The sequence below is a fragment of the Pseudomonas sp. Pseu.R1 genome, assembly GCF_045764065.1.
GTDB lineage: Bacteria > Pseudomonadota > Gammaproteobacteria > Pseudomonadales > Pseudomonadaceae > Aquipseudomonas.
Genome location: NZ_JBJGEE020000001.1, coordinates 3169507 through 3190622, shown reverse-complemented (window position 1 = coordinate 3190622; position 21116 = coordinate 3169507). Strand labels below are relative to the sequence as shown.

At 59.7% G+C, this 21116-nt stretch carries 25 protein-coding genes; 8 read left to right on the top strand and 17 right to left on the bottom strand.

The features are described 5' to 3' along the window. Window positions 1-44: 44 nt before the first annotated feature. Both trmB and ACI5GA_RS14805 read left to right on the top strand, forming a co-directional pair. The gene (gene trmB / locus ACI5GA_RS14810; RefSeq protein ID WP_404637015.1) at window positions 45-758 is read left to right on the top strand and encodes a tRNA (guanosine(46)-N7)-methyltransferase TrmB; all 714 of its coding nucleotides are present in this window, start codon (window positions 45-47) and stop codon (window positions 756-758) included. Window positions 759-1050: 292 nt separating this feature from the next. Continuing rightward, entirely contained in the window at window positions 1051-1491 is a 441-nt protein-coding gene (locus tag ACI5GA_RS14805; RefSeq protein ID WP_421423133.1) for a hypothetical protein, read from the top strand. 41 nt (window positions 1492-1532) lie between these two features. Here the strand turns inward: ACI5GA_RS14805 and ACI5GA_RS14800 are convergent, their stop codons facing one another. The 9 genes from ACI5GA_RS14800 to ACI5GA_RS14760 all read right to left on the bottom strand — a co-directional run bounded on the left by ACI5GA_RS14800 (window position 1533) and on the right by ACI5GA_RS14760 (window position 8227). Then, window positions 1533-1856 (bottom strand): DUF3392 domain-containing protein, encoded by a 324-nt coding sequence (locus tag ACI5GA_RS14800; protein ID WP_062385487.1) that lies wholly within the window; start codon window positions 1854-1856, stop codon window positions 1533-1535. 22 nt (window positions 1857-1878) lie between these two features. Further along, on the bottom strand, window positions 1879-3093 hold the full coding sequence (hemW, locus tag ACI5GA_RS14795) for a radical SAM family heme chaperone HemW (protein ID WP_421423130.1): 1215 nt from the start codon (window positions 3091-3093) through the stop codon (window positions 1879-1881). Then, complete coding sequence (rdgB, locus tag ACI5GA_RS14790; protein ID WP_404636722.1) at window positions 3093-3686, bottom strand: RdgB/HAM1 family non-canonical purine NTP pyrophosphatase; 594 nt, start codon at window positions 3684-3686, stop codon at window positions 3093-3095. Before rdgB ends, hemW begins: the two co-directional genes overlap by 1 nt. After that, window positions 3683-4129 carry a DUF4426 domain-containing protein gene (locus ACI5GA_RS14785; protein WP_421423128.1) on the bottom strand — a complete coding sequence of 149 codons (447 nt, stop codon included), beginning with the start codon at window positions 4127-4129 and terminating at the stop codon, window positions 3683-3685. The genes rdgB and ACI5GA_RS14785 overlap by 4 nt, the downstream gene beginning before the upstream one ends. A 23-nt stretch (window positions 4130-4152) precedes the next feature. After that, a complete protein-coding gene (gene metW / locus ACI5GA_RS14780; RefSeq protein WP_421423126.1) occupies window positions 4153-4773 on the bottom strand; it encodes a methionine biosynthesis protein MetW in 621 nt (206 codons plus the stop codon). A 7-nt stretch (window positions 4774-4780) separates the two neighbouring features. Next, entirely contained in the window at window positions 4781-5920 is a 1140-nt protein-coding gene (metX, locus tag ACI5GA_RS14775) for a homoserine O-succinyltransferase MetX (protein WP_404636716.1), read from the bottom strand. A 176-nt stretch (window positions 5921-6096) separates the two neighbouring features. Continuing rightward, window positions 6097-6687: a YggT family protein gene (locus tag ACI5GA_RS14770; protein ID WP_404636714.1), complete on the bottom strand. Its 591-nt coding sequence runs from the start codon at window positions 6685-6687 to the stop codon at window positions 6097-6099. A 10-nt stretch (window positions 6688-6697) separates the two neighbouring features. Next, window positions 6698-7516, bottom strand: coding sequence for a pyrroline-5-carboxylate reductase (gene proC / locus ACI5GA_RS14765; RefSeq protein ID WP_421423123.1), 819 nt, complete (start codon window positions 7514-7516; stop codon window positions 6698-6700). Between the two features lie 24 nt (window positions 7517-7540). Beyond that, window positions 7541-8227, bottom strand: a complete 687-nt coding sequence (locus tag ACI5GA_RS14760; protein ID WP_404636710.1) for a YggS family pyridoxal phosphate-dependent enzyme — start codon at window positions 8225-8227, stop codon at window positions 7541-7543. A 54-nt stretch (window positions 8228-8281) separates the two neighbouring features. On the opposite strand from ACI5GA_RS14760, the gene ACI5GA_RS14755 reads away from it, so the two are divergent. Further along, window positions 8282-9316: a type IV pilus twitching motility protein PilT gene (locus tag ACI5GA_RS14755; RefSeq protein ID WP_421423120.1), complete on the top strand. Its 1035-nt coding sequence runs from the start codon at window positions 8282-8284 to the stop codon at window positions 9314-9316. 159 nt (window positions 9317-9475) lie between these two features. Here ACI5GA_RS14755 and ACI5GA_RS14750 read toward each other — a convergent pair whose 3' ends face one another. Then, window positions 9476-10198: a C40 family peptidase gene (locus ACI5GA_RS14750; RefSeq protein WP_404636709.1), complete on the bottom strand. Its 723-nt coding sequence runs from the start codon at window positions 10196-10198 to the stop codon at window positions 9476-9478. A 250-nt stretch (window positions 10199-10448) separates the two neighbouring features. On the opposite strand from ACI5GA_RS14750, the gene ACI5GA_RS14745 reads away from it, so the two are divergent. Further along, entirely contained in the window at window positions 10449-10868 is a 420-nt protein-coding gene (locus ACI5GA_RS14745) for an NINE protein (protein WP_404636708.1), read from the top strand. A 156-nt stretch (window positions 10869-11024) separates the two neighbouring features. On the opposite strand, the gene ACI5GA_RS14740 is transcribed toward ACI5GA_RS14745, so the two are convergent. From ACI5GA_RS14740 to gshB, 7 genes are all read right to left on the bottom strand, one after another. Continuing rightward, the gene (locus tag ACI5GA_RS14740) at window positions 11025-12296 is read right to left on the bottom strand and encodes a dihydroorotase (RefSeq protein ID WP_404636707.1); all 1272 of its coding nucleotides are present in this window, start codon (window positions 12294-12296) and stop codon (window positions 11025-11027) included. Next, complete coding sequence (locus tag ACI5GA_RS14735; RefSeq protein WP_421423118.1) at window positions 12293-13297, bottom strand: aspartate carbamoyltransferase catalytic subunit; 1005 nt, start codon at window positions 13295-13297, stop codon at window positions 12293-12295. Before ACI5GA_RS14735 ends, ACI5GA_RS14740 begins: the two co-directional genes overlap by 4 nt. A gap of 12 nt (window positions 13298-13309) precedes the next feature. Further along, entirely contained in the window at window positions 13310-13834 is a 525-nt protein-coding gene (pyrR, locus tag ACI5GA_RS14730; RefSeq protein ID WP_404636705.1) for a bifunctional pyr operon transcriptional regulator/uracil phosphoribosyltransferase PyrR, read from the bottom strand. Window positions 13835-13938: 104 nt separating this feature from the next. Continuing rightward, a complete protein-coding gene (ruvX, locus tag ACI5GA_RS14725) occupies window positions 13939-14379 on the bottom strand; it encodes a Holliday junction resolvase RuvX (RefSeq protein ID WP_404636704.1) in 441 nt (146 codons plus the stop codon). Then, complete coding sequence (locus ACI5GA_RS14720; RefSeq protein ID WP_421423114.1) at window positions 14379-14948, bottom strand: YqgE/AlgH family protein; 570 nt, start codon at window positions 14946-14948, stop codon at window positions 14379-14381. The genes ruvX and ACI5GA_RS14720 overlap by 1 nt, the downstream gene beginning before the upstream one ends. Before the next feature lie 196 nt (window positions 14949-15144). Further along, window positions 15145-16047: an energy transducer TonB gene (locus ACI5GA_RS14715; protein WP_404636702.1), complete on the bottom strand. Its 903-nt coding sequence runs from the start codon at window positions 16045-16047 to the stop codon at window positions 15145-15147. Window positions 16048-16325: 278 nt separating this feature from the next. Continuing rightward, window positions 16326-17279 carry a glutathione synthase gene (gene gshB / locus ACI5GA_RS14710; protein WP_421423112.1) on the bottom strand — a complete coding sequence of 318 codons (954 nt, stop codon included), beginning with the start codon at window positions 17277-17279 and terminating at the stop codon, window positions 16326-16328. A 260-nt stretch (window positions 17280-17539) separates the two neighbouring features. Between gshB and pilG the strand changes: the two genes are divergently transcribed. The 4 genes from pilG to ACI5GA_RS14690 all read left to right on the top strand — a co-directional run bounded on the left by pilG (window position 17540) and on the right by ACI5GA_RS14690 (window position 21082). After that, window positions 17540-17950 (top strand): twitching motility response regulator PilG, encoded by a 411-nt coding sequence (pilG, locus tag ACI5GA_RS14705; RefSeq protein WP_404636700.1) that lies wholly within the window; start codon window positions 17540-17542, stop codon window positions 17948-17950. Between the two features lie 45 nt (window positions 17951-17995). Then, window positions 17996-18361 (top strand): twitching motility response regulator PilH, encoded by a 366-nt coding sequence (gene pilH, locus ACI5GA_RS14700; protein WP_404636699.1) that lies wholly within the window; start codon window positions 17996-17998, stop codon window positions 18359-18361. A 16-nt stretch (window positions 18362-18377) separates the two neighbouring features. Beyond that, complete coding sequence (locus ACI5GA_RS14695) at window positions 18378-18917, top strand: chemotaxis protein CheW (protein WP_404636698.1); 540 nt, start codon at window positions 18378-18380, stop codon at window positions 18915-18917. Window positions 18918-19039: 122 nt separating this feature from the next. Beyond that, window positions 19040-21082 carry a methyl-accepting chemotaxis protein gene (locus tag ACI5GA_RS14690; RefSeq protein ID WP_421423109.1) on the top strand — a complete coding sequence of 681 codons (2043 nt, stop codon included), beginning with the start codon at window positions 19040-19042 and terminating at the stop codon, window positions 21080-21082. Window positions 21083-21116 lie beyond the last annotated feature (34 nt).

Here is a 21116-nt window from a genome sequence, read left to right as displayed (position 1 = left end):
TGATTGATTCGCAAACGCCCGACCCACTTCCGGACGACGAAGTGATGAACGACGAAGACGGTAAAGCCCAGGGCGATGACAGCCATCATCGGCGCATCAAGAGCTTCGTGATGCGCGCCGGTCGCATGACCGAAGGCCAACAACGCGGTCTGGACCAAGGCAAGCCGCTGTTTGTCTTGCCGCTGGCGGACGCGCCGGTGGATTTCGATCAGGTGTTTGGCCGTTCCGCGCCACGCACGCTGGAAATCGGCTTCGGCATGGGCCACTCGCTGCTGGAAATGGCAGCGGCTGCGCCTGAACAGGATTTCATCGGCGTTGAAGTGCACCGTCCGGGTGTCGGTGCACTGCTCAATGGCGTGCTGACCCAAGGCCTGACCAATGTGCGAGTCTACGATTGCGATGCGATCGAAGTGCTCAACCGTTGCGTGGCCGATAACAGCCTCGATCGCCTGATGCTGTTCTTCCCGGACCCGTGGCACAAGGCGCGCCATCACAAGCGCCGTATCGTGCAGGCCGAATTCGCGGCGCTGGTGCGCAGCAAGCTCAAGCCGGGCGGCATTCTGCACATGGCCACCGACTGGGAACCTTATGCCGAATACATGCTGGAAGTGATGAACGTCGCGCCGGGTTATCGCAACTTGGCCGTAGACGGCAAATGCGTTCCGCGCCCTGCGGAGCGCCCGATCACCAAGTTCGAACGCCGTGGCGAGCGCTTGGGGCATGGGGTATGGGATCTGAAGTTCGAAAAGATCGCTTGATCTGACCGTGCTGCACCGATGAGGGTGCAGAGACGCGCAAACCAGTGGGAGCGAATTCATTCGCGATGAGCTATTGCAGACGATAGGGATATACCGTCTGTACCGGCCAATCGTGAATGAGTTCGCTCCCACAGTCGTTCATGATCTGGATCGGTGGATTCTTGTAGGATTCATCCTTCAGCCCCTTCAAAGCGAAACTACACCCCCGTCAGAACCCTCCTGCTTCGCTCGCCAAATTTGATCGCTATCGTCCTGCCGTTGCACCTATCAATGTTGAAAACGGGGAATGATGATGAAAAATATCTGGCAAATGGCCGCAGTCGCTACGCTGATCGCAACGACGAGTGGCTGTGTCAGCTACAACATGAGCCAACCGGTTGCGTCGCTTTCTGGCGATGTGACGACCGATCTCAAGGCGGACGTGAAAGTTGGCGAAACCATTCAGGGTGAATCGTCCAGCAACATTCTGTTCGGCTGGTTGAACATCGGCGGCGATACTCAATTCGCTGACGGTGTGACGTATGGCGGCGCAAGCGGTGGCGGCATGGGCTTGCCTCTGCCGGACCCGGTCTCCCAAGCCAAGGCTGCGGCGGCCTACAAGGCGGTGAAGTCGTCCGGTTCAGACCTGATTGTAGCGCCGCGTTATGAAGTGACCGTCAACGATTACTTCATCTTCAAGCAGGTGAACGTCAAGGTTACCGGCAACAAAGGCAGCATCCAGAGCATTCGCTAATGAAAGCGTCGCACCCGTGAAGCCTACGGGTGCGATGTCCATCACTTGCGATCAGCCACCACGCCAATCAAGACCAGCACCACCAGCAATACCGGCGCCAGGCTGTAGTTGTTGAACTGGCTGAGTCCGCGCACGACCCATGGCGTGGCGTAAATCAGCGCAGCGCCGCTACCGATGGTGCACAGCAGCGCCATGACCGGGACGCGCAAGGCACCGGCAAAGCTGCTCAACCGGCCTTCGATCCAGCCTTTGATATCTGCGCCAAACAGGATCAACAGGCAGCCCACCAACGCCAGCGCGATTTCCGACAGGTTGCTGCGACTCCAGCGTGAGACAGTGGCCAGCAGGTCGAGTACGAGGTCCATTCAGTTTCCTTAGCGTTAAGCCTTAAAGAAGAAAATCCTGCAGCAGGTCATTGAGGAACAGTTGACCTCGGGCAGTCGCTACCAGACGCGTGGGATCGGCCTCCAGCAAACCTCTTTGTTCGGCTTGCTGACGCGCGCTGGCGAGCGAATCGAGGCTTAGACCGGTGCGGCGCTGAAATAATGCAGCGTCGACCCCATTTGTCAGGCGCAGGGCGTTCATCAGGAATTCAAACGGCATTTCATCCAGCGGCAACAGCTTTTCGCCCGCCTGAAACGGCTTGGCCGGGTTCAGGTAATCCTTGGGCAACCGGGTTTTCCAGGTGCGAACGATGCGGCCGTCAGGGTGGCTGAGTTTGCCGTGGGCGCCAGCACCGATGCCGATGAAATCACCGAAACTCCAGTAGTTCAGGTTATGGCGTGCAATACGTCCTGGCTGTGCATAGGCCGAAACTTCGTATTGCGCGTAGCCGTTTTCTCGCAGCAGCGCCTGACCGGCCTCTTGGATGTCCCAGAGGATGTCGTCTTCCGGCAGCGTCGGCGGTTGATTCCAGAACACGGTATTGGGCTCTAGGGTCAACTGATACCAAGACAAATGCGTCGGCGCGAGGGCGATGGCCTGACGCAGATCGCCCAGCGCGTCATCCTCGGACTGATCGGGTAGCCCGTGCATCAAGTCCAGGTTGAAGTTATCAAAACCGGCCTGACGCGCCATGTCCGCCGCGCGCACGGCTTCATCACCATTGTGAATGCGTCCGAGGGCCTTGAGCTTGGCTTCCTGAAAGCTCTGAATGCCGATGGACAGGCGGTTGATCCCCAGGCCGCGATAGGCGCTGAATTTGACCTGTTCAAAGGTGCCGGGGTTGGCTTCCAGCGTGATTTCGATGTCCGGCGCAAAACGAATGCGTTGCTCGACGCCCCTCAATAGCCGTCCTAGGGCTTCTGCGCTGAACAGGCTTGGCGTGCCGCCGCCGAAGAAGATCGTGCTCAGCTCACGGCCATAGACGTGAGTCAAATCCTGATCGAGATCGCCCAGCAGCGCGTCGACATACTCCTCTTCCGGCAGCACGGCGCTGGCGGTGTGGGAGTTGAAATCGCAATACGGGCATTTACGCACGCACCAGGGGATATGGATGTACAGCGACAGCGGGGGCAGCTCGGCCAGCGGAGGTCGTGCCGATTCCGAACTGAGACCGGCCGCGCCAAGGATCAGCGGCCGAGTGTGAAGATCACTGACCATTACAAACCCAGACGCTGACGCAGAATGGCCATGGCGCGGGCGCGATGGCTGATCTGGTTCTTGTCGGCAGGCGTCAGCTCTGCGCTCGACAGATTGCGCTCCGGCACCCAGAACAGTGGGTCGTAACCAAAACCATGTTCGCCGCTGGCGGCGGTCAGGATGCGCCCATGCCACAGCCCTTCGCAGAGAATCGGTAGCGGGTCATCGGCATGACGAACCAGCGCCAGCACGCAGACGAACTGCGCGCCACGTTGTTCTTCGGGCACGTCTTTCAGAGCGTCGAGCAGTTTGGCGTTGTTCGCCGCGTCGCCTTTGCCATCGGCGTAACGAGCGGAATAAATGCCCGGCGCGCCGCCCAGAAAGTCCACCGCGAGGCCCGAGTCGTCCGCCAATGCAGGCAGCCCGGAAATGCGTGCGGCATTGCGGGCTTTCAGGATGGCGTTCTCGACGAACGACAGGCCGGTTTCTTCAGGTTCGACGCTGCTGAATTCGCCGATAGAGCGCAGTTTTACGCTGCCGCCGAGCATGGCCTGAAGTTCTTTGAGTTTGCCTGCGTTGTGGCTGGCCAGTACGAGTTGGGAAAAATTCATCATTCGTCCGAGAAAATCTGTTGGTTGAAGCTGAGCGTGTGGGTTTCGCCGTCAGCCGCTTTGACGTTGATCGTGAACACGTAAGTGGCCGAGGTATCAGGCTCCACAGCGAACTGGGCGATGTAATTAATCGAACTGTTCTCACTGATCGACTTGAAGCTCAAGGTTTTCTTGCGCCCGGTCAGGTCGGCGACCGAGCCGTCGACGCTGGCCATGACGGTCTTGCCGTCCTTGATCGCTGTGATGTTGATCACGCCTTGACCCTTGCTGCGGGTCAGGCCGTATTCCGCGGCAATCGCCGGTTGCAGCATGCCGGAGGCGAAGGCGTTGTAATGAACGATCAGGTCGCCGAACTGCTGTTGTCGTGTCGGGCTGGCGCTGTCGGCGGCCATCGCTGACATGGCGAGCGTCATCAACAGGCCCAGCAGGGTTAGCAGGCGCGCCATGATCGTTCTCCTTCTTGTCGGGATTACACGGCGATCTGGTGGTCCTGCAACGTAGGGCTGCTGACTCGATAGATGCCGATCTCACCCAACAGATTAGGCCAAAGCTTGCTGGTCCAACCGTGGCGATGCTGTTGATCCACCGCCAGCCGATCAATGACCTTCGCTGAACGCCCGCGGCACAGTTCTTCGAAGTCCGCGAACGTGCAGAAGTGGATGTTTGGCGTGTTGTACCAGGTGTACGGCAGGAACTCGGACACCGGCATCCGGCCCTTGCTTGCCAGGTACCAGCGGCAGCGCCAGTGACCGAAGTTCGGGAAGGTGATGATGCACTGGCGGCCAACGCGCAGCATTTCGTCGAGGATCTTGTCGGGGTAATGCACGGCTTGCAGCGCCTGGGTCATGACCACAATGTCGAAGCTGTTGCTGGCGAAGTTGCCCAGGCCCTTGTCCAGATCCTGCTCGATGACGTTAACGCCCCGCGCCACGCAATGGGCGATGTTATCGGGGTCGTTTTCCAAACCGTAGCCGGTCACTTGCTTGTTGTCCTTCAGCCAGGCCAGCAATTCGCCGTCGCCACAGCCGAGGTCGAGCACGCGGCTGCCTGCCGGTATCCAGTCTTGGATGATTTCCAGGTCGGCTCTCATGGTGTCCTCAGAGTGCAATTCGGTTCATGTAGCTGGTGAAGGCCTGCAAATAGCGCGGAATCGGCATCAGGAAGGCGTCGTGGCCTTGCGGTGCGTCGATCTCCAGATAGCAAACGTCCTTTTTCGCGGCCATCAGCGCGTCCACCAGTTCCCGCGAACGGGCAGGGGAGAAGCGCCAGTCGGTGGTAAAGGACATCACGCAGAATTTCGAGGTGGCGTTGGCGAAGGTCGCGGCCAGATCGTCGTTGAAATTGGCGGCCGGGTCGAAATAGTCCAGCGCCTTGGTCATCAGCAGGTAAGTGTTGGCGTCGAAACGCCCGGAGAACTCTTCGCCCTGATAACGCAGGTAGCTTTCGACCTGAAACTCGACGCTGTGGAAGTCGTAGTTCAGCTTTTCGCTTTTCAGGCCACGGCCGAATTTCTCGCCCATCGAGTCGTCGGACAGGTAAGTGATGTGGCCGACCATACGCGCCAGCATCAAGCCGCGTTTAGGGATCACGCCCTGTTCCTGGAACGAGCCACCATGGAATTCGGGGTCGGTGAGGATGGCCTGGCGCGCGACTTCGTTGAAGGCGATGTTCTGTGCCGACAACTTGGGCGCCGAGGCGATTGCCAGGCAATGGCGCACGCGGTCCGGATAGGTCATCGTCCACTGCAACGCCTGCATGCCACCCAGGCTGCCGCCGACCACGGCGGCCCATTGAATGATGCCGAGGGTGTCGGCCAGTCGCGCCTGACTGTGCACCCAGTCTTCGACGGTCAGTACCGGGAAATCGGCGCCGAACGGCTTGCCGGTTTCCGGGTTGATACTGCTGGGGCCGGTGGAACCATTGCAGCCGCCGAGGTTGTTCAGGCTGACGACGAAGAATTTGTGGGTGTCGATCGCCTTGCCGGGGCCGATGCAACTGTCCCACCAGCCCGGCTTGCGGTCTTCGGTGCTGTGGTAACCGGCAGCGTGGTGATGGCCGGACAAGGCGTGACAGATCAACACCGCGTTGCTTTTGGCGGCGTTGAGTTGACCGTAGGTTTCGTAGATGAGGTCGTATGCGGCCAGCGAACGACCGCAGGCCAGAGCCAGTGGCTCGCTGAAATGCGCCGTTTGCGGCGTGACCAGACCAACAGAATCTTCGGGAAAGACCGTGGACATCGACCCTGCTCTCACTGAAATGAGGCGTAAGTCTAAAGATCGCGGGGGGGAGCGGCAAGCAAACAACAGGAGTGGCGTACACAACTCCCGTAGCAGTCCGGCTTGATGGCGGTAGCGTCTGAATGATCGCTGTCGCGGCAAGCCGGACTGCTACAGGGGAGTGTCAAGGCTGGGGATCAGATCATCCGCCACAACTCTTGCGGCATACCGGCATAGCCCGCCAGTTCAGGCATGACGTACGACTGCACCACCTGAATCGCCAGAAACGCGAAAATCGGCGAGATGTCCATGCCACCCAGGTTCGGGACGATGCGGCGGAACGGCGCCAGGATCGGCTCGCTGATCTGGTAGGCCAGCTCGGCCGCCGGGTTGTGGGTGCCGGGGGCGATCCACGAGACGATCACCATGATGATCATCGCCACCCAGAAGATCTTCAGCAGCAACGAGGTGATACCGATGATTGCCCACATCAACAGGTGCGGGAAGTCGCCGATGGTGCCGTAGGTCATCATCAGCACGAAGGCCATCAACAGCGCCTGAATCACGATGGCCAGCAGCAGCGACGACGTATCCAGCCCCAGCACGCTTGGAACGATGCGGCGAATCGGCTTGAGCAGAGGCTGAGTGGCCTTCACGGCGAACTGGCTGAGCGGGTTGTAGAAGTTGGCTTTGACCAGTTGCAGCACGAAGCGCAGCAGAACGATGGTCAGGTACAGGCTGATCAGCGTCTGAATGACGAAAATCGTGGCGCCGGTGAGTGCATTCATAAATCGCTCCTTATTTGCCCAGCAGTTCGGCGAGTTCGGCCGAGCGATGTGCAGCGGCGCCAAGCGCCTTTTCAACGATCGTTTCGAAACCGTCCGCCTGGAACGATTTGACCGCCGCTTCCGTGGTGCCCGCAGGCGAGGTGACGCGACGACGCAGCTCGGCGGCATCGACATCGCTGGTAGTGGCCATGCGTGCGGCACCCAGCGCGGTTTCCTGGCTTAGTTGCTTGGCGACCTCAGGCGAGAGGCCCAACTTGACGCCAGCAGCTGCCATCGCCTCGATCAGCAGGAAGAAGTACGCAGGGCCGCTGCCGGAAACGGCAGTGACGGCGTCGATCTGCGCTTCGGTGTCGACCCACAGCGCGATGCCCACAGCCGAAAGCAGGGTTTCCGCCTGTTGGCGCTGAGCCGTCGTCACGTCCGCGGTGGCGTACAAACCGCTCACGCCCTGACGCAGCAGCGCCGGGGTGTTGGGCATGCAGCGCACCAAGGGTTGCTCGCCGAGCCAGCCTTTCATGCTGGCGCAGGTGATACCGGCGGCAATCGAGACGATCAGCTGATTTGGTTTCAACGAGGGTTTGAGCGCCTCGCAAACGGCTTTCATCATCTGCGGCTTGACCGCCAACAGAACGACGTCAGCGCCTTCGATGGCCTCTGAGTTGTCGGCATAGGTTTTGATGCCGTGTTCTTTGCTGATGCGCTCGCGCGTTTCGGCACCAGGATCGCTGGCGCGGATCAATTCAGCCTCGACGCCTTGGGCGCGCATGCCGCCAATCAGGCTGGCAGCCATGTTGCCGGCGCCGATGAACGCAATACGAGTCTTGCTCATGAACGATTTCCTGTGAGGCAAAGGTTAGGGCTGCCCGTAATCACGGGCGCCAAAGAGGGCCGTGCCGATCCGCACCCAGGTTGCGCCTTGTGCAATGGCGGCTTCCAGGTCGTGGCTCATGCCCATGGAAAGGGTGTCCAGCGGCAGCTTCAGTTGGTCTTGCAGGCTGCGCACGGCAGCAAAGGCAGCGTTCTGTTCGTCGCTGTTTTCGGTGGGTTCGGGAATTGCCATCACGCCGCGCAATCTCAGATTGGGCAGGGCGTTGATCGCTTGCGCCAACGCAGGCAGCTCTTCAGGCGTGCAGCCGGACTTGCTGGCTTCACCGCTGACGTTGACCTGAATGCAGATGTTGAGCGGGGGCAGTTCAGCAGGGCGCTGTTCGGACAGGCGTTGTGCGATTTTCAGACGATCCACGGAGTGTACCCAGTCGAAATGCTCGGCGATGGCGCGAGTCTTGTTTGACTGGATGGGGCCGATGAAATGCCAGATCAAGGGCAAATCGCTCAATTCGGTCTGTTTGCCGAGGGCTTCCTGGAGGTAGTTCTCGCCGAAGTCGCGCAGACCCGCGTCGTACGCTTCGCGTAGGTCACTGGCTGGTTTGGTCTTGCTCACGGCCAGCAGCCTGACGGTCGCCGGGTCGCGTTGAGCGGCCTGCGCTGCGATGCGAATTCGCTCTGCGAGCGTTGAAATGTTCTCTGCTATCGTGGACATTGATTTGCGCCAGCAGGGCTAAAGTCTGCGGCATTCTATGTGATGAGGAGCTGTATGGATATTACCGAGCTGCTTGCCTTCAGTGCCAAGCAAGGCGCGTCGGACTTACACCTCTCGGCTGGCCTGCCACCGATGATCCGTGTGGACGGCGATGTGCGACGGATCAATCTGCCAGCGCTGGACCAGAAAGAGGTACAGGCGCTGATCTACGACATCATGAACGACCGCCAGCGCAAGGACTTCGAGGAAGATCTGGAAACGGACTTCTCTTTTGAAGTGCCGGGGGTGGCGCGCTTTCGGGTCAACGCCTTCAACCAGAACCGTGGCGCGGGCGCCGTGTTCCGGACCATTCCATCGAAGGTCCTGAGCATGGAAGAGTTGGGCATGGGGGAAGTGTTTCGGAAGATTACAGACGTTCCTCGCGGCCTAGTGCTGGTCACCGGCCCTACGGGTTCCGGTAAATCGACGACGCTGGCGGCGATGGTCGATTACCTGAACGCCAATAAGCATCACCACATCCTCACCATCGAAGACCCTATCGAATTCGTTCACGAGTCCAAGAAAAGCCTGATCAACCAACGTGAAGTCCACCGCGACACTCGCGGCTTTGCTGAAGCATTGCGCTCGGCACTGCGGGAGGACCCGGACGTGATTCTGGTGGGCGAGCTGCGGGACCTGGAAACCATTCGTCTGGCGCTGACGGCTGCGGAAACGGGCCACTTGGTGTTTGGCACGCTGCACACCACGTCGGCGGCGAAAAGTATCGACCGGATCGTGGACGTGTTCCCGGCGCAGGAGAAATCGATGATTCGCTCGATGCTCTCCGAGTCGCTGCATGCCATCGTGTCTCAGGCGCTGTTGAAGAAGGTGGGCGGCGGTCGAGTGGCGGCGCACGAAATCATGATCGGCACTTCGGCGATCCGTAACCTGATTCGAGAGGACAAGGTGGCGCAGATGTACTCGTCTATTCAGACCGGCGGGGCGCTAGGGATGCAGACCCTGGACATGTGTCTGAAAGATCTGATTAGCAAGGGGCTGATCACGCGGGAGAGCGCTCGCGAGAAGGCGAAGACGCCGGATAATTTCTAGCGCTCAGACGCTGCAAACAATTGTGGGAGCGAATTCATTCGCGATTGGCCGGTACATCCGATCAATCTCTATCGGCTGTACGACTGTCTCGCGAATGAATTCGCTCCCACAGATATTGCAATCCACAAGTTTTTCCGTCGTCAGACAGAATGCCGCGTATCAGCGCTGCGCGACCCGCACCGTGCCTTTATGACTCGGCGGCTGTTTGGGCAATACGCGCTTGGCGATCACGTAGTGGCTGTCCCAGTACGGCTTGTTCAGCGTGTCGACGGTCACGGCCTTGCCGCGACGAGGGGCGTGCACGAACTGGCCATCACCCAGGTAGATCGCGACGTGGTTCACCTTGCGACTCTTGATGTTGAAGAACAGCAAGTCGCCCGGTTTCAGGTCCTTGCGATCGACCTTCTGCCCATGGCCTTCAGCCATGGCGTTGGAGGTGCGAGGCAGGTCCACTTCGCTCACATCGTTGAACGCGTATTTCACCAGACCGCTGCAATCGAAGCCTTTCGTCGGGCTGGTGCCACCCCAACGATACGGGGTGCCGATGGCCTTGACGGCCCGGTTCACCACGTTGCTGCTTTGCTTGGTCCCCGCCTGCCCGGCAGAAGCGAGGGCGACGGTGTTCTTCGAAATCTTGCGAGTGCTTTGGGCTTTCTTGCCTTTGGTCGCTCGGCTTTTCTTGCTGGACGTCTCAAGAGGTGTTGCGGTTTCTTCGATGGCCTCCTGAGTGGCGATGTTGCTGGCTACCGTGGTTTGCGAAGGATGACTTTTCGCGGTGAAACCGGTGAAGCTCGGTGGCAGCGATTGCTCACGATTGGTGGCGTGGGCGGCCAGTGGCATAAATAGACAAATAGTCAGCCATGTCTTTAAAAATGGACGCATTAGGCAGGGCTCATGTGGGTCAGCGCGCAACTTTATAACAGCTTTTTCAAGCGCGCTGATCCCATTTGTCGAACAATTTACTGCCCTGAAAGTCAGATTTGGCGGTAAAACTGTCACATGACTGTAGTCAACGCCTTACGTATCAAGGGTTTGCACGAAGTCGCAGATGTTCAAACCATACGTCGGACGGCGCTACTAAAGTCACAAAAGTTACGCATATTTTTTTCTATCGGTGCAAAAGAGGAACCCAATGAACACCTATTACCCTGACGGCCAGCGCCCGGACACGCATAGCAAAGTGATGGGCTATCTGTTGTGGATCGTCGGCTTCACCGGTTCTCATCGCTTTTATTACGGCAAACCTGTGACCGGGACGATCTGGTTTTTCACTTTCGGTTTGCTGGGGATTGGCTGGCTGATCGACCTGTTTCTAATTCCATCGATGGATCGCGAGGCGGACTTGCGTTTTCATGCAGGCTCAACCGATTACAGCGTCGCCTGGATTCTGCTGACGTTTCTCGGTGTGTTTGGCGTGCATCGGATGTATCAGGGCAAATGGATCACCGGGATCCTTTACCTCTTGACCGGCGGGTTGGCGTTTCTAGGGGTGCTGTATGACTTCTGGACGCTGAATGACCAGGTCTCAGTGAAAAACGCAGAGCGTCATTGAAGACACGCGGGACAATTGTGGGAGCCGACTTGTTGGCGAAAGCGGTGGGTCAGCTATGAATCAGCTGACTGACACTCCACTTTCGCCAGCAAGCCGGCTCCCACAGGTTTTGCGTTGCCGTTAGGGCCGATTGTGTCAATCAGACGCGGGACTACATCACGCGATGTAGCTGATGCGTCCATCCACAAAGGTGTACTTCACCGCGCTCGGCAGGCAATGCCCTGTGAACGGGCAGTTTTCGCCTTTGGACAGCCACTTCTCGCCAGCGACGGTCGACGCCGCCGGGTCGAACAACACCAAATCCGCCGCAGCCCCCGCTGCAATCTGACCCGCTGGCAAGCGCAATGCCGCAGCCGGACCTGCGCTCAGGCGCGAAAGTAGCGTCGGCAGGTCCAGCAGGCCGTCTTCCACCAGTGTCATTGCCAGTGGCAACAACAGCTCCACGCTGCTGATACCCGGCTCAGTTGCGCCGAACGGGGCCAGCTTCGCATCTCGTTCATGGGGCTGGTGATGGCTGGCGATTGCCTGCACCACGCCGGACTTGACCGCTTCACGCAGCGCATCGCGATCAGCGCGGGTGCGCAGCGGTGGTTGCACGTGATAGAGGCTTGAGAAGTCGATCAGTGCTTCATCGGTCAAAATCAGTTGATACAGCGCAACGTCAGCGGTGACTTTCAGGCCGCGAGCTTGCGCCTGAGCAATCAATTCAACGCCACGGGCGCTGGTCAGTTGCGTGAAGTGCGCACGCACGCCACTTTGTTCGACCAACAGCAGATCACGAGCCAGCGCCACCGTCTCTGCGGTTTCCGGAATGCCCGGCAGGCCGAGGAAAGCCGCTGTCGGGCCATCGTGAGCCAAACCGCCTGCGGCCAGATCATGATCTTGCGAGTTGAAGATCACGGTCAGGTCAAACGTCGCCGCGTATTCCAGCGCGCGGCACAGCGTGCGGTTGCTGCCGAAGTGGGTCAGGCCGTTGGTGAACGCCACGCAGCCTGCGTCGCGCAGGGCGATCAGTTCGGCCAGTTGCTCGCCTTCGAGGCCCTTGCTCAGCGCGCCGATTGGAAACACCTTGCTGTGCCCGGCCTCGCGGGCGCGGTCCAAAATAAGCTCTGCAACCGCCGAGGTGTCCAGAACCGGCTTGGTCCGGGGCGGGCAGCACAAACTGGTCACGCCACCCGCTGCGGCGGCGCGGGTTTCGCTGGCGATGCTGCCTTTGCGGCTGTAGCCCGGCTCGCGCAGGGATACGTTCAGGTCGACCAGGCCGGGTGCAGCGACGAGGCCTTTGCCGTCGATGGTTTGCGTCGGAACGAAATCGGCTGGGGCCGCACCGAGGGCGAGGACCTTTCCGGCTTCCAGGTGAATGTCGAGAACCTGGTCCAGACCGCTGACAGGGTCGATGACGCGAGCGCCAAGGATGCTGAACTTCACTGGGCGTTCTCCTGCTCGAACTGACGTTGTGCGGTTTGGCCGCTCATGGCCATGGACAAGACGGCCATGCGCACTACGATGCCGTAGGTGACTTGATTGAGGATCACTGAGTGGGCGCCGTCGGCCACTGCCGACTCGATTTCCACGCCCCGGTTGATCGGGCCGGGGTGCATGACGATGGCGTCCGGCTTGGCACCGGCCAGACGCGCAGTGGTCAGGCCGAACAGGCGGTAGAACTCGCCCTCGCTCGGCAGCAGGCCACCCGACATACGCTCGCGTTGCAGGCGCAGCATGATCACCACGTCGACGTCTTTCAGGCCTTCGGCCAGATCGGTGTAGACCTTCACACCATACTGCTCGACGCCAATCGGCAGCAGGGTTTTTGGGGCGACCACGCGGATGTCCGGGCAGCCCAGTGCCTTGAGCGCGATCATGTTCGAGCGCGCCACGCGGGAGTGCAGGATGTCGCCGACGATGGCCACCGAGAGGTTCTTGAAGTCGCCCTTGTGGCGGCGAATGGTCAGCATGTCGAGCATGCCCTGAGTCGGGTGCGCATGACGGCCGTCGCCGCCGTTGATGATCGCCACCTGTGGGCAGACGTGTTCAGCGATGAAGTGCGCGGCACCCGAGTCGGCATGGCGCACGACGAACATGTCGGCGGCCATGGCCTCAAGGTTGCGCAGGGTGTCGAACAGGGTCTCGCCTTTGCTGGTGGACGAAGTCGAGACGTTCAGGGTGATGACGTCCGCCGACAGCCGTTGCGCCGCTAGCTCGAAGGTGGTGCGGGTGCGCGTGGAGTTTTCGAAGAACACGTTGCAAACGGTCTTGCCGCGTAGCAACGGGACTTTCTTCACCGCCCGCGCGCCGACTTCAAGGAACGAGTCGGCGGTGTCGAGGATTTCGGTGAGCAGTTCGCGGGGCAAACCGTCGAGCGAGAGAAAATGTTGCAACTGACCCTGATGGTTCAGTTGCAGCGGGCGCTTGGCGTCGAGAGGCGTCATCGCAAAGGACTCTTAGAGGGCGGCGGAATCGGTGGAAAGGTCTTGCAGTTCAAGCGTCAGCGGCGTCGGGCCGGACAGCTTGACGCGCTCGTTGGGAGACAGGTTCAGCGTCGCTCCGGTCACATTCGGGCGAATCGGCAGCTCGGCGGCGTCCAGATCCAGCAGCGAGACCAGCGTTACGCTGGCAGGGCGGCCGTAGTCGAACAACTCGTTGAGGGCGGCGCGAATGGTGCGCCCGCTCATGAGCACATCGTCGATCAGCACCAGATGCTGGCCTTCGATCTCGAAAGGTAGCTCCGATGGGCGCACCTGCGGGTGCAGGCCGTTCTGGCTGAAGTCATCGCGGTAGAACGACACGTCAAGCGTGCCCAGCGGCGACTGGCTGCCCAAGGCCTCAAGCAGGGCTTGAGCGACCCACACGCCACCTGTGCGAATGCCAATGAAGCGTGGCTCGCTGATGCTTCTTTTATTCAGGTATGCGGTCAGGTCGATCGCCATCTGGCTGATCAGTTCGGCGGGGTTCGGCAGGCTGCTCATGGTCGCTCCTTCAAGAGCCCGGTCGTGCAGACGGCAACGGACCGGGCCAAAACTCAGATTCGGTGCAGTGTATAGCGCTCAGGTTTCAAACTCAGCCGTCACGCTCAGTCTTCAAACAGTGCGCCATTGGCTTCCAGCCAGCCTTGCAGCAGAAGCGCTGCGGCGATGGCATCCACCGGATTGTCGCGGAAACTGCCGCGCTGACCGCCTCGGGACATGCGCTCGCCCTTGGCTTCAAAGGTGGTCAGGCGTTCGTCGTGGGTGTAGACGGGCAGGTTGAAGCGGCCGTTGAGCTTGCGCGAGAACTTTTCGGCGCGGGCGCTCATCTCACTGGGCGTGCCGTCCATGTTCAAGGGCAGGCCGACCACGATGGCGTCGGGTTTCCATTCCTTGATCAGCGCCTCGACCCTGTCCCAGTCGGGCACGCCGTTCTGGGCTTTCAAGGTGCACAGCTCGCGGGCCTGGCCGGTGATGACCTGCCCGACAGCGACGCCGATCTGTTTGGTGCCGTAGTCGAACCCTAGCAGTAGACGCAACGCGGCCATCAGGCGTGCCCCGCCTGGCTGGTCAGCAGGTTCAGGTTCACGCCCAGTTTTGCGGCAGCGGCATTGAGGCGCTGGTCGCTGTCGAGTTCGAAGAGAATGGCCGGGTCGAACGCGCAGTTCAGCCAGGCGTTGGCGGCACATTCGGCTTCCAGTTGGCCTGCGTCCCAGCCTGCGTAGCCCAGAGTGATCAGATTTTGATCAGGGCCGTAACCGTCGGCGATGGAAAACAGTACGTCTTGCGAGGTGGAGAGCGCTACGCCACCCAGATCGACCGTGGCCTGGAATACTTGGCCGGGCGGATGCAGGACGAAGCCGCGGTCGGTCTGCACCGGGCCGCCGACATGAATGGGGATGTGCTGACAGCGCGCAGGCGGCGTCATTTCCGGGCGTAATTGTTCGAGGATGTCTGCCAGTGACAGGCTTTGCGGGCGGTTGATCACCAGCCCCATCGCGCCATTGGCGTTGTGCTCGACGATGTAGGTCAAGGTCTGGGAAAAGTTCTCATCGTGCATGTGGGGCATGGCGATCAGAAATTGGTGCTTGAGGTACGACGGAGTGACGTTTTTCATGAGCCCTAGTGTGGCGCCGTGGGGCAGTTGTGACAACTGGCAGAACCGACGCAGGGGTGGATAAATCGCGACGGGGTTCAGGTTTCATGTTGCTGATGAGGGGCGAGCGCACGACTACATGCACCAATTGATTCCGGCCGGGCACTGTAGCTGTGGGAGCCAGCAAGCCGGCTCCCACAGGGGCGGGTGGGTTCATTCAATTACTGGAAAGTTTGTCCCCGCGGGCAAATTTCCAGGTGCGGATGATTTCCAGGCGGTCGATGTCCGACAGATCCCCGGTGAACGGCGCAAACGGCGCGGCCAGGCGCACGATGCGTTGCGCGGCCTGATCCAGCAACGGCTGGCCGGAAGACTCAAGTACCAGTACTTCATACAAAGAACCGTCGCGGTTGATCGACACCATCATCCGCAGGCTGCCGTAGATCTGCTGGCGTCGGGCTTCTTCGGGGTAATTGAGGTTGCCGATGCGCTCGATTTTCTTGCGCCAGTCTTCTTTGTACCAGGCGCCCTTGTCGCGCATGGTCGAGGCCGCGCTCAGGCGATGAATCTTCGGCCGCTTGGCGTAGGCTTGTTGCTCATCGGCCAGTTCGGCTTCGAGGCTGGCGATTTCGCTGTTCAACTGAGTGCTGTCAAAGGTGGGTGCTGCTTTCTTCGGCTCGTCCGGCTTGACCTCTTCGCGCTTGGCGACGGTCTTTTCTTTCGCGGGTGCCTTGGTGGCCACGGCGGTTTTCGGTGCTTCCTGTTTGACCACCGGTTTGGCGGCAGGCGGAGGCGTTACCTTGTTGATCTGGGTGTCCTGATAGGGCGCGACTTCTGTTGTCTTGGGAACGGCTTTTTTGTCGAGGGTGCCGCTGCCTTGCTGGTTTTCCTGGGCGAGAAAGTCGGCGTCCTTGGGCTTGGTGTCACTTTTGAATGGGGCGAGGGTGATTTCCAGTGTCTGGCTGATCTTTTCCGGCTTGACGTAGGTGAAGCCCACACCAAGGATCAGCGCCAGATGCACGAGCGCCGCGATCAGCAGGGTAAAACCCAGGCGATCGGCCGGACGCACGGAGGTGCGAGTCAGGGCCATCGGGAGATCTCTATCGACCGCAGCGTTCATCGACGCTCCGGCATCACATGAGCCAGCATTGTGAAAACCCACCTAGGGCGAAAATCAGGCCGCGCATAATAACGCAATGTGAGTGGGGACTTTGTCTTTGATGCGGGTTGGCCGATGTGTGGATAGGCCAGTCGACGCATGACACCTGTAGGAGCGAATTCATTCGCGAGACGCCAGTACAGCCGATAGACATTTATCGGATGTGACGCCCCAATCGTCGGGATGCCGCCCAGAATGAATTCGCTCCCACAGGGTAATGCGCACACCCTGTGGGAGTATTAGCGGGCTTCTAGTTTCTTCTCGATCGCATCCATCAACATCCCGCCGATGTCAGTGCCGAATGCATTGTCGATCTCGCGGATGCAGGTCGGGCTGGTGACGTTGATTTCGGTCAGGTTCTCGCCAATCACGTCCAGGCCGACGAACAGCAGGCCCTTCTCGCGCAGCCTCGGGCCGACTTCAGCGGCGATCCAGCGGTCACGGTCGGTCAGGGGGCGCGCTTCGCCACGACCACCTGCGGCCAGGTTGCCACGGGTTTCGCCAGCAGCCGGAATGCGCGCCAGGCAATATGGCACTGGCTCGCCGTCGATCATCAGAATGCGTTTGTCGCCATCCTTGATCGCGGGCAGGTAGGCCTGTGCCATGATCTGGTGCGCGCCGTTGACGGTCAGGGTTTCCAGAATCACCGACAGGTTCGGGTCTTCGGCGCGGTGGCGGAAGATCGAGGTGCCGCCCATGCCGTCCAGCGGTTTGTAGATCACGTCCCCATGCTCTGCCGCGAAGGCGCGCAGAATGTCTGCCCGGCGACTAACCAGCGTTGGCGGGGTGCAGTGCGGAAACAGGGTGGCGAACAGCTTTTCGTTGCAGTCGCGCAGGCTTTGCGGCTTGTTCACGATCAGCGTGCCAGCGCGTTCGGCCTGCTCCAATAGATAGGTGGTGTAGATGAAATCCATGTCGAACGGCGGATCCTTGCGCATCAGGATCACGTCCAGATCGTCCAGGCCGCTGTCGATTTCGGCTTCGAATTCGAACCACTTCTCGGGATTGGCGAAGACTTTCAGCGGTTTCATACGGGCGCGGGCCTGGCCCTTGGCCTGATACAGATCCTGCTGCTCCATGTAAAACAGCGACCAGCCGCGCGCTTGCGCTGCGAGAAGCATGGCCAGCGAGCTGTCCTTCTTATAGGAGATGCGCTCGATAGGGTCCATGACAATGCCAACGCGAACGCTCATGGGTAATATCCTCTGTTCGGTAATGGCCTTTGCGGGCCTGAAAATACGCGTCAGGGTGGCGCCGCGCAGGCTTCGGGTCAAGGGGCAAGCGTGGCGTATATGCTTTATGGATTGCGTCTTTAGAGTGTGCTAAAAAGGCTCGGCATCTGGCGTGAGGCCAGTTGTCCTATACCCCTCTAGATGGGGGTTCAGCGATTTCGAACAACACCAGACGGCCGAAGGCAACCCATCTGAATCGCCGCGGCGATGGTAGAGCAGATATGGAACAGCATTCAGCCCCATTGAAGGTCATGGTTATCGATGACTCGCGAACGATTCGTCGCACCGCCGAGACCTTGTTGCAAAACGTCGGCTGTGAGGTGATCACCGCGGTGGACGGCTTCGATGCGCTGGCGAAGATCGCTGATAATCATCCGAGAATCATTTTTGTCGACATCATGATGCCCAGGCTGGACGGGTATCAGACGTGTGCGTTGATCAAGAACAACCGGGCGTTCAAATCCACCCCGGTGATCATGTTGTCCTCCAGGGATGGGCTATTCGATAAGGCCAAGGGGCGTATCGTCGGTTCTGATCAGTTTTTGACCAAGCCGTTCAGCAAGGAAGAGCTGCTCAGTACGATCAAGGCCCACGTGCCTGAGTTCGTTGCAGTAGAACAACAACTATCTTGATGCCGGGCCCTTGCGCGGGGACGGCTGTTTCTATAGGGAAGCACCATGGCTCGAATTCTGATCGTCGATGACTCGCCGACTGAGATGTACAAGCTGACCGGGATGCTGGAAAAACACGGCCATCAGGTCCTCAAGGCTGAAAACGGCGCTGACGGCGTGGCGCTGGCGCGTCAGGAAAAGCCCGATGCCGTGCTGATGGACATCGTCATGCCGGGCCTCAACGGTTTTCAGGCGACTCGTCAGCTCACCAAGGATGCAGACACCAGTGCCATTCCGGTGATCATGATCACCACCAAGGATCAGGAAACCGACAAGGTCTGGGGCAAGCGCCAGGGCGCCCGGGATTACCTGACCAAGCCGGTGGACGAAGAAACCCTCTTGAAAACCCTGAACGCGGTTCTGGCGGGCTGAAGCCTGGCCCGCGTTCATGGCCCGGTCGCAAACCGCCTTTCAACTGCTGCTCGACATCGACCAGCGCTGCCGCTCGCTGGCTGCCGGCTTGCCCTTGCAGGAAACCCGGCAGCAAGGCTGGAGCGGCATCGGTTTTCGCATGGGTGAGCGTTACTACGTTGCGCCCATGGGCGAGGTCGACGAAATTCTTCACGAACCGCGCTATGCCGTGATGCCGGGCGTCAAACACTGGGTCAAGGGTATTGCTAACCTGCGTGGGCGCCTGTTGCCGATCATGGACGTGTACGCGTTTTTCGGCCACGAACTCTCCCCTCAGCGCAAGCAACGTCGCGTATTGGTGATTGACGATCAGGATGTCTTCGTCGGGCTGCTGGTGGATGAGGTGCTGGGCATGCAGCATTTCAGCGAGCGGAGTCTGATGCCCGAACCGTCGGGTGAAAGCGATCCCGATATCGCCCCGTATATTCAGGGCTGTTTCCTGCGTGAGCAGGCCTGGCGGGTGTTCAGCCCCCGAAGTCTGGTGCAGTCCCCGGGTTTTATGAATGTCGCCCTTTAATCAAGGTCAAGAGGGTCTGTGTGGTATTCGTCGGCACAGCGGCTCTCGTCAATACTTCAATACCAGGCCTGCCGCGAATTCTGTGAGTCAAACACACCGATCTTCAGGCGGAGCCCTGAGCAATGAGTAAAACCGGCAAGTCTCTGGAAGGTCTGCGCAGCCGCTCGCAGATCGTTGCACTGTTCATCGGCCTGATCGTGTTGATCATGCTGTTGTTCGTCAACTTCGCGTATCTGAGCACCCAGTCCAACTACGACAAACAGTACATAGGCCACGCGGGCGAGTTGCGCGTGCTGTCCCAACGGATCGCCAAAAACGCCACTGAAGCTGCTGCTGGCAAGGCCGCCGCATTCAAGTTGCTGGCCGATGCGCGCAACGATTTCGACACCCGTTGGCAGTATTTGAAGAAAGGCGATAAAAACACCGGTCTGCCTGCGGCACCGGCTGAAGTGGCGGATGAGCTGAAAGCGGTGCAGAACGACTGGGAAAATCTGCGGAAAAGCACCGATGTGATTCTTTCCCGCGAACAAACGGTGTTGTCACTGCATCAGGTCGCTGCGACGTTGGCCGAGACCATTCCGCAGTTGCAGATCGAGTCGGAAAAAGTCGTCGATATCCTTCTGCAGAATCGTGCTCCCGCCAGTCAGGTGGCATTGGCGCAACGTCAGTCTTTGCTCGCCGAGCGAATTCTCGGTGCTGTGAACACCGTGTTGTCCGGGGATGAGTCTGCCGTTCAGGCCGCCGATGGCTTTGGTCGCGACGCGAGCCAGTTCGGGCGTGTACTGAACGGCATGCTCGAAGGTAACGCGACCCTGAAAATCGCTCAGGTCGAGGATCGGGATGCGCGCGCGCGATTGGCTGAAATTGCCGAACTGTTCCAGTTTGTGTCGGGATCGGTCGACGAAATTCTGGAAACATCGCCGGAGTTGCTCGAAGTGCGAGAGGCGTCCGGGAATATCTTCACCCTGTCCCAGACCCTGCTCGATGAAGCCTCGGTGCTGGCAAACAGCTTCGAGCACATGGCCGGCGGTCGGGCGACCAACAGTTATGGGGGTTACGTACTGGGTCTGCTGGCCTTGATGTCGATCATCCTGATCGGCTTGGTCATGGTTCGCGAGACCAACCGTCAACTGCGTGAGACCGCCGAAAAGAACGACCGCAACCAGACTGCGATCATGCGTTTGCTCGATGAAATCGAAGACCTGGCCGACGGCGATTTGACCGTGGCCGCGTCTGTGACCGAAGACTTCACCGGGGCGATTGCAGACTCCATCAACTATTCCATCGATCAACTGCGTGAACTGGTGGCGACCATCAACCTCACTGCCGAGCAGGTCTTCGGCGCGGTGAAGGACACCCAGACCACGGCGACGCAACTGGCGGCGGCCTCCGAGCATCAGGCGTTGCAAATCGCTGCCGCGTCCACGGCGGTGAATGACATGTCCCGCTCTGTCGAGCAGGTTTCGGCCAATGCCTCGGAATCCGTCGCGGTGGCCGAGCGTTCCGTGGCCATCGCCAACAAGGGTAACGAGGTGGTGCACAACACCATCCATGGCATGGACAACATTCGCGAGCAGATTCAGGACACCTCCAAGCGCATCAAACGCCTTGGCGAGTCTTCGCAGGAAATCGGCGATATTGTCAGCCTGATCGATGACATTGCCGATCAAACCAACATTCTGGCGCTTAACGCTGCGATTCAGGCGTCGATGGCGGGCGATGCCGGACGTGGCTTCGCGGTGGTTGCGGATGAAGTCCAGCGTCTGGCCGAGCGTTCGTCTTCAGCCACCAAGCAGATCGAGACGTTGGTCCGCGCGATTCAAAATGACACCAATGAAGCGGTAATCTCCATGGAGCAGACCACCTCCGAGGTGGTGCGCGGCGCGCGGCTGGCGCAGGATGCGGGGGTGGCGCTGGAAGAAATCGAAGGGGTTTCGAAAGTGCTGGCGGCGCTGGTCGAAAGTATCACCAACGCGGCGCAGCAGCAGGCGGCGTTGGGGCAGCAGATTTCCGCAACGATGCAGGTGATTCAGCAGACCACCACGCAGACCACCTCGGGAACCGCCGCCACTGCGCAGAGCATGGGCAATCTGGCGAAAATGGCCAGTGAGATGCGCCGCTCGGTGTCCGGTTTTACACTGCCCGCATCGCGGGATACGCATTGATCGTCAGGCCTCACGACTTGGGCAACTGGAGCCA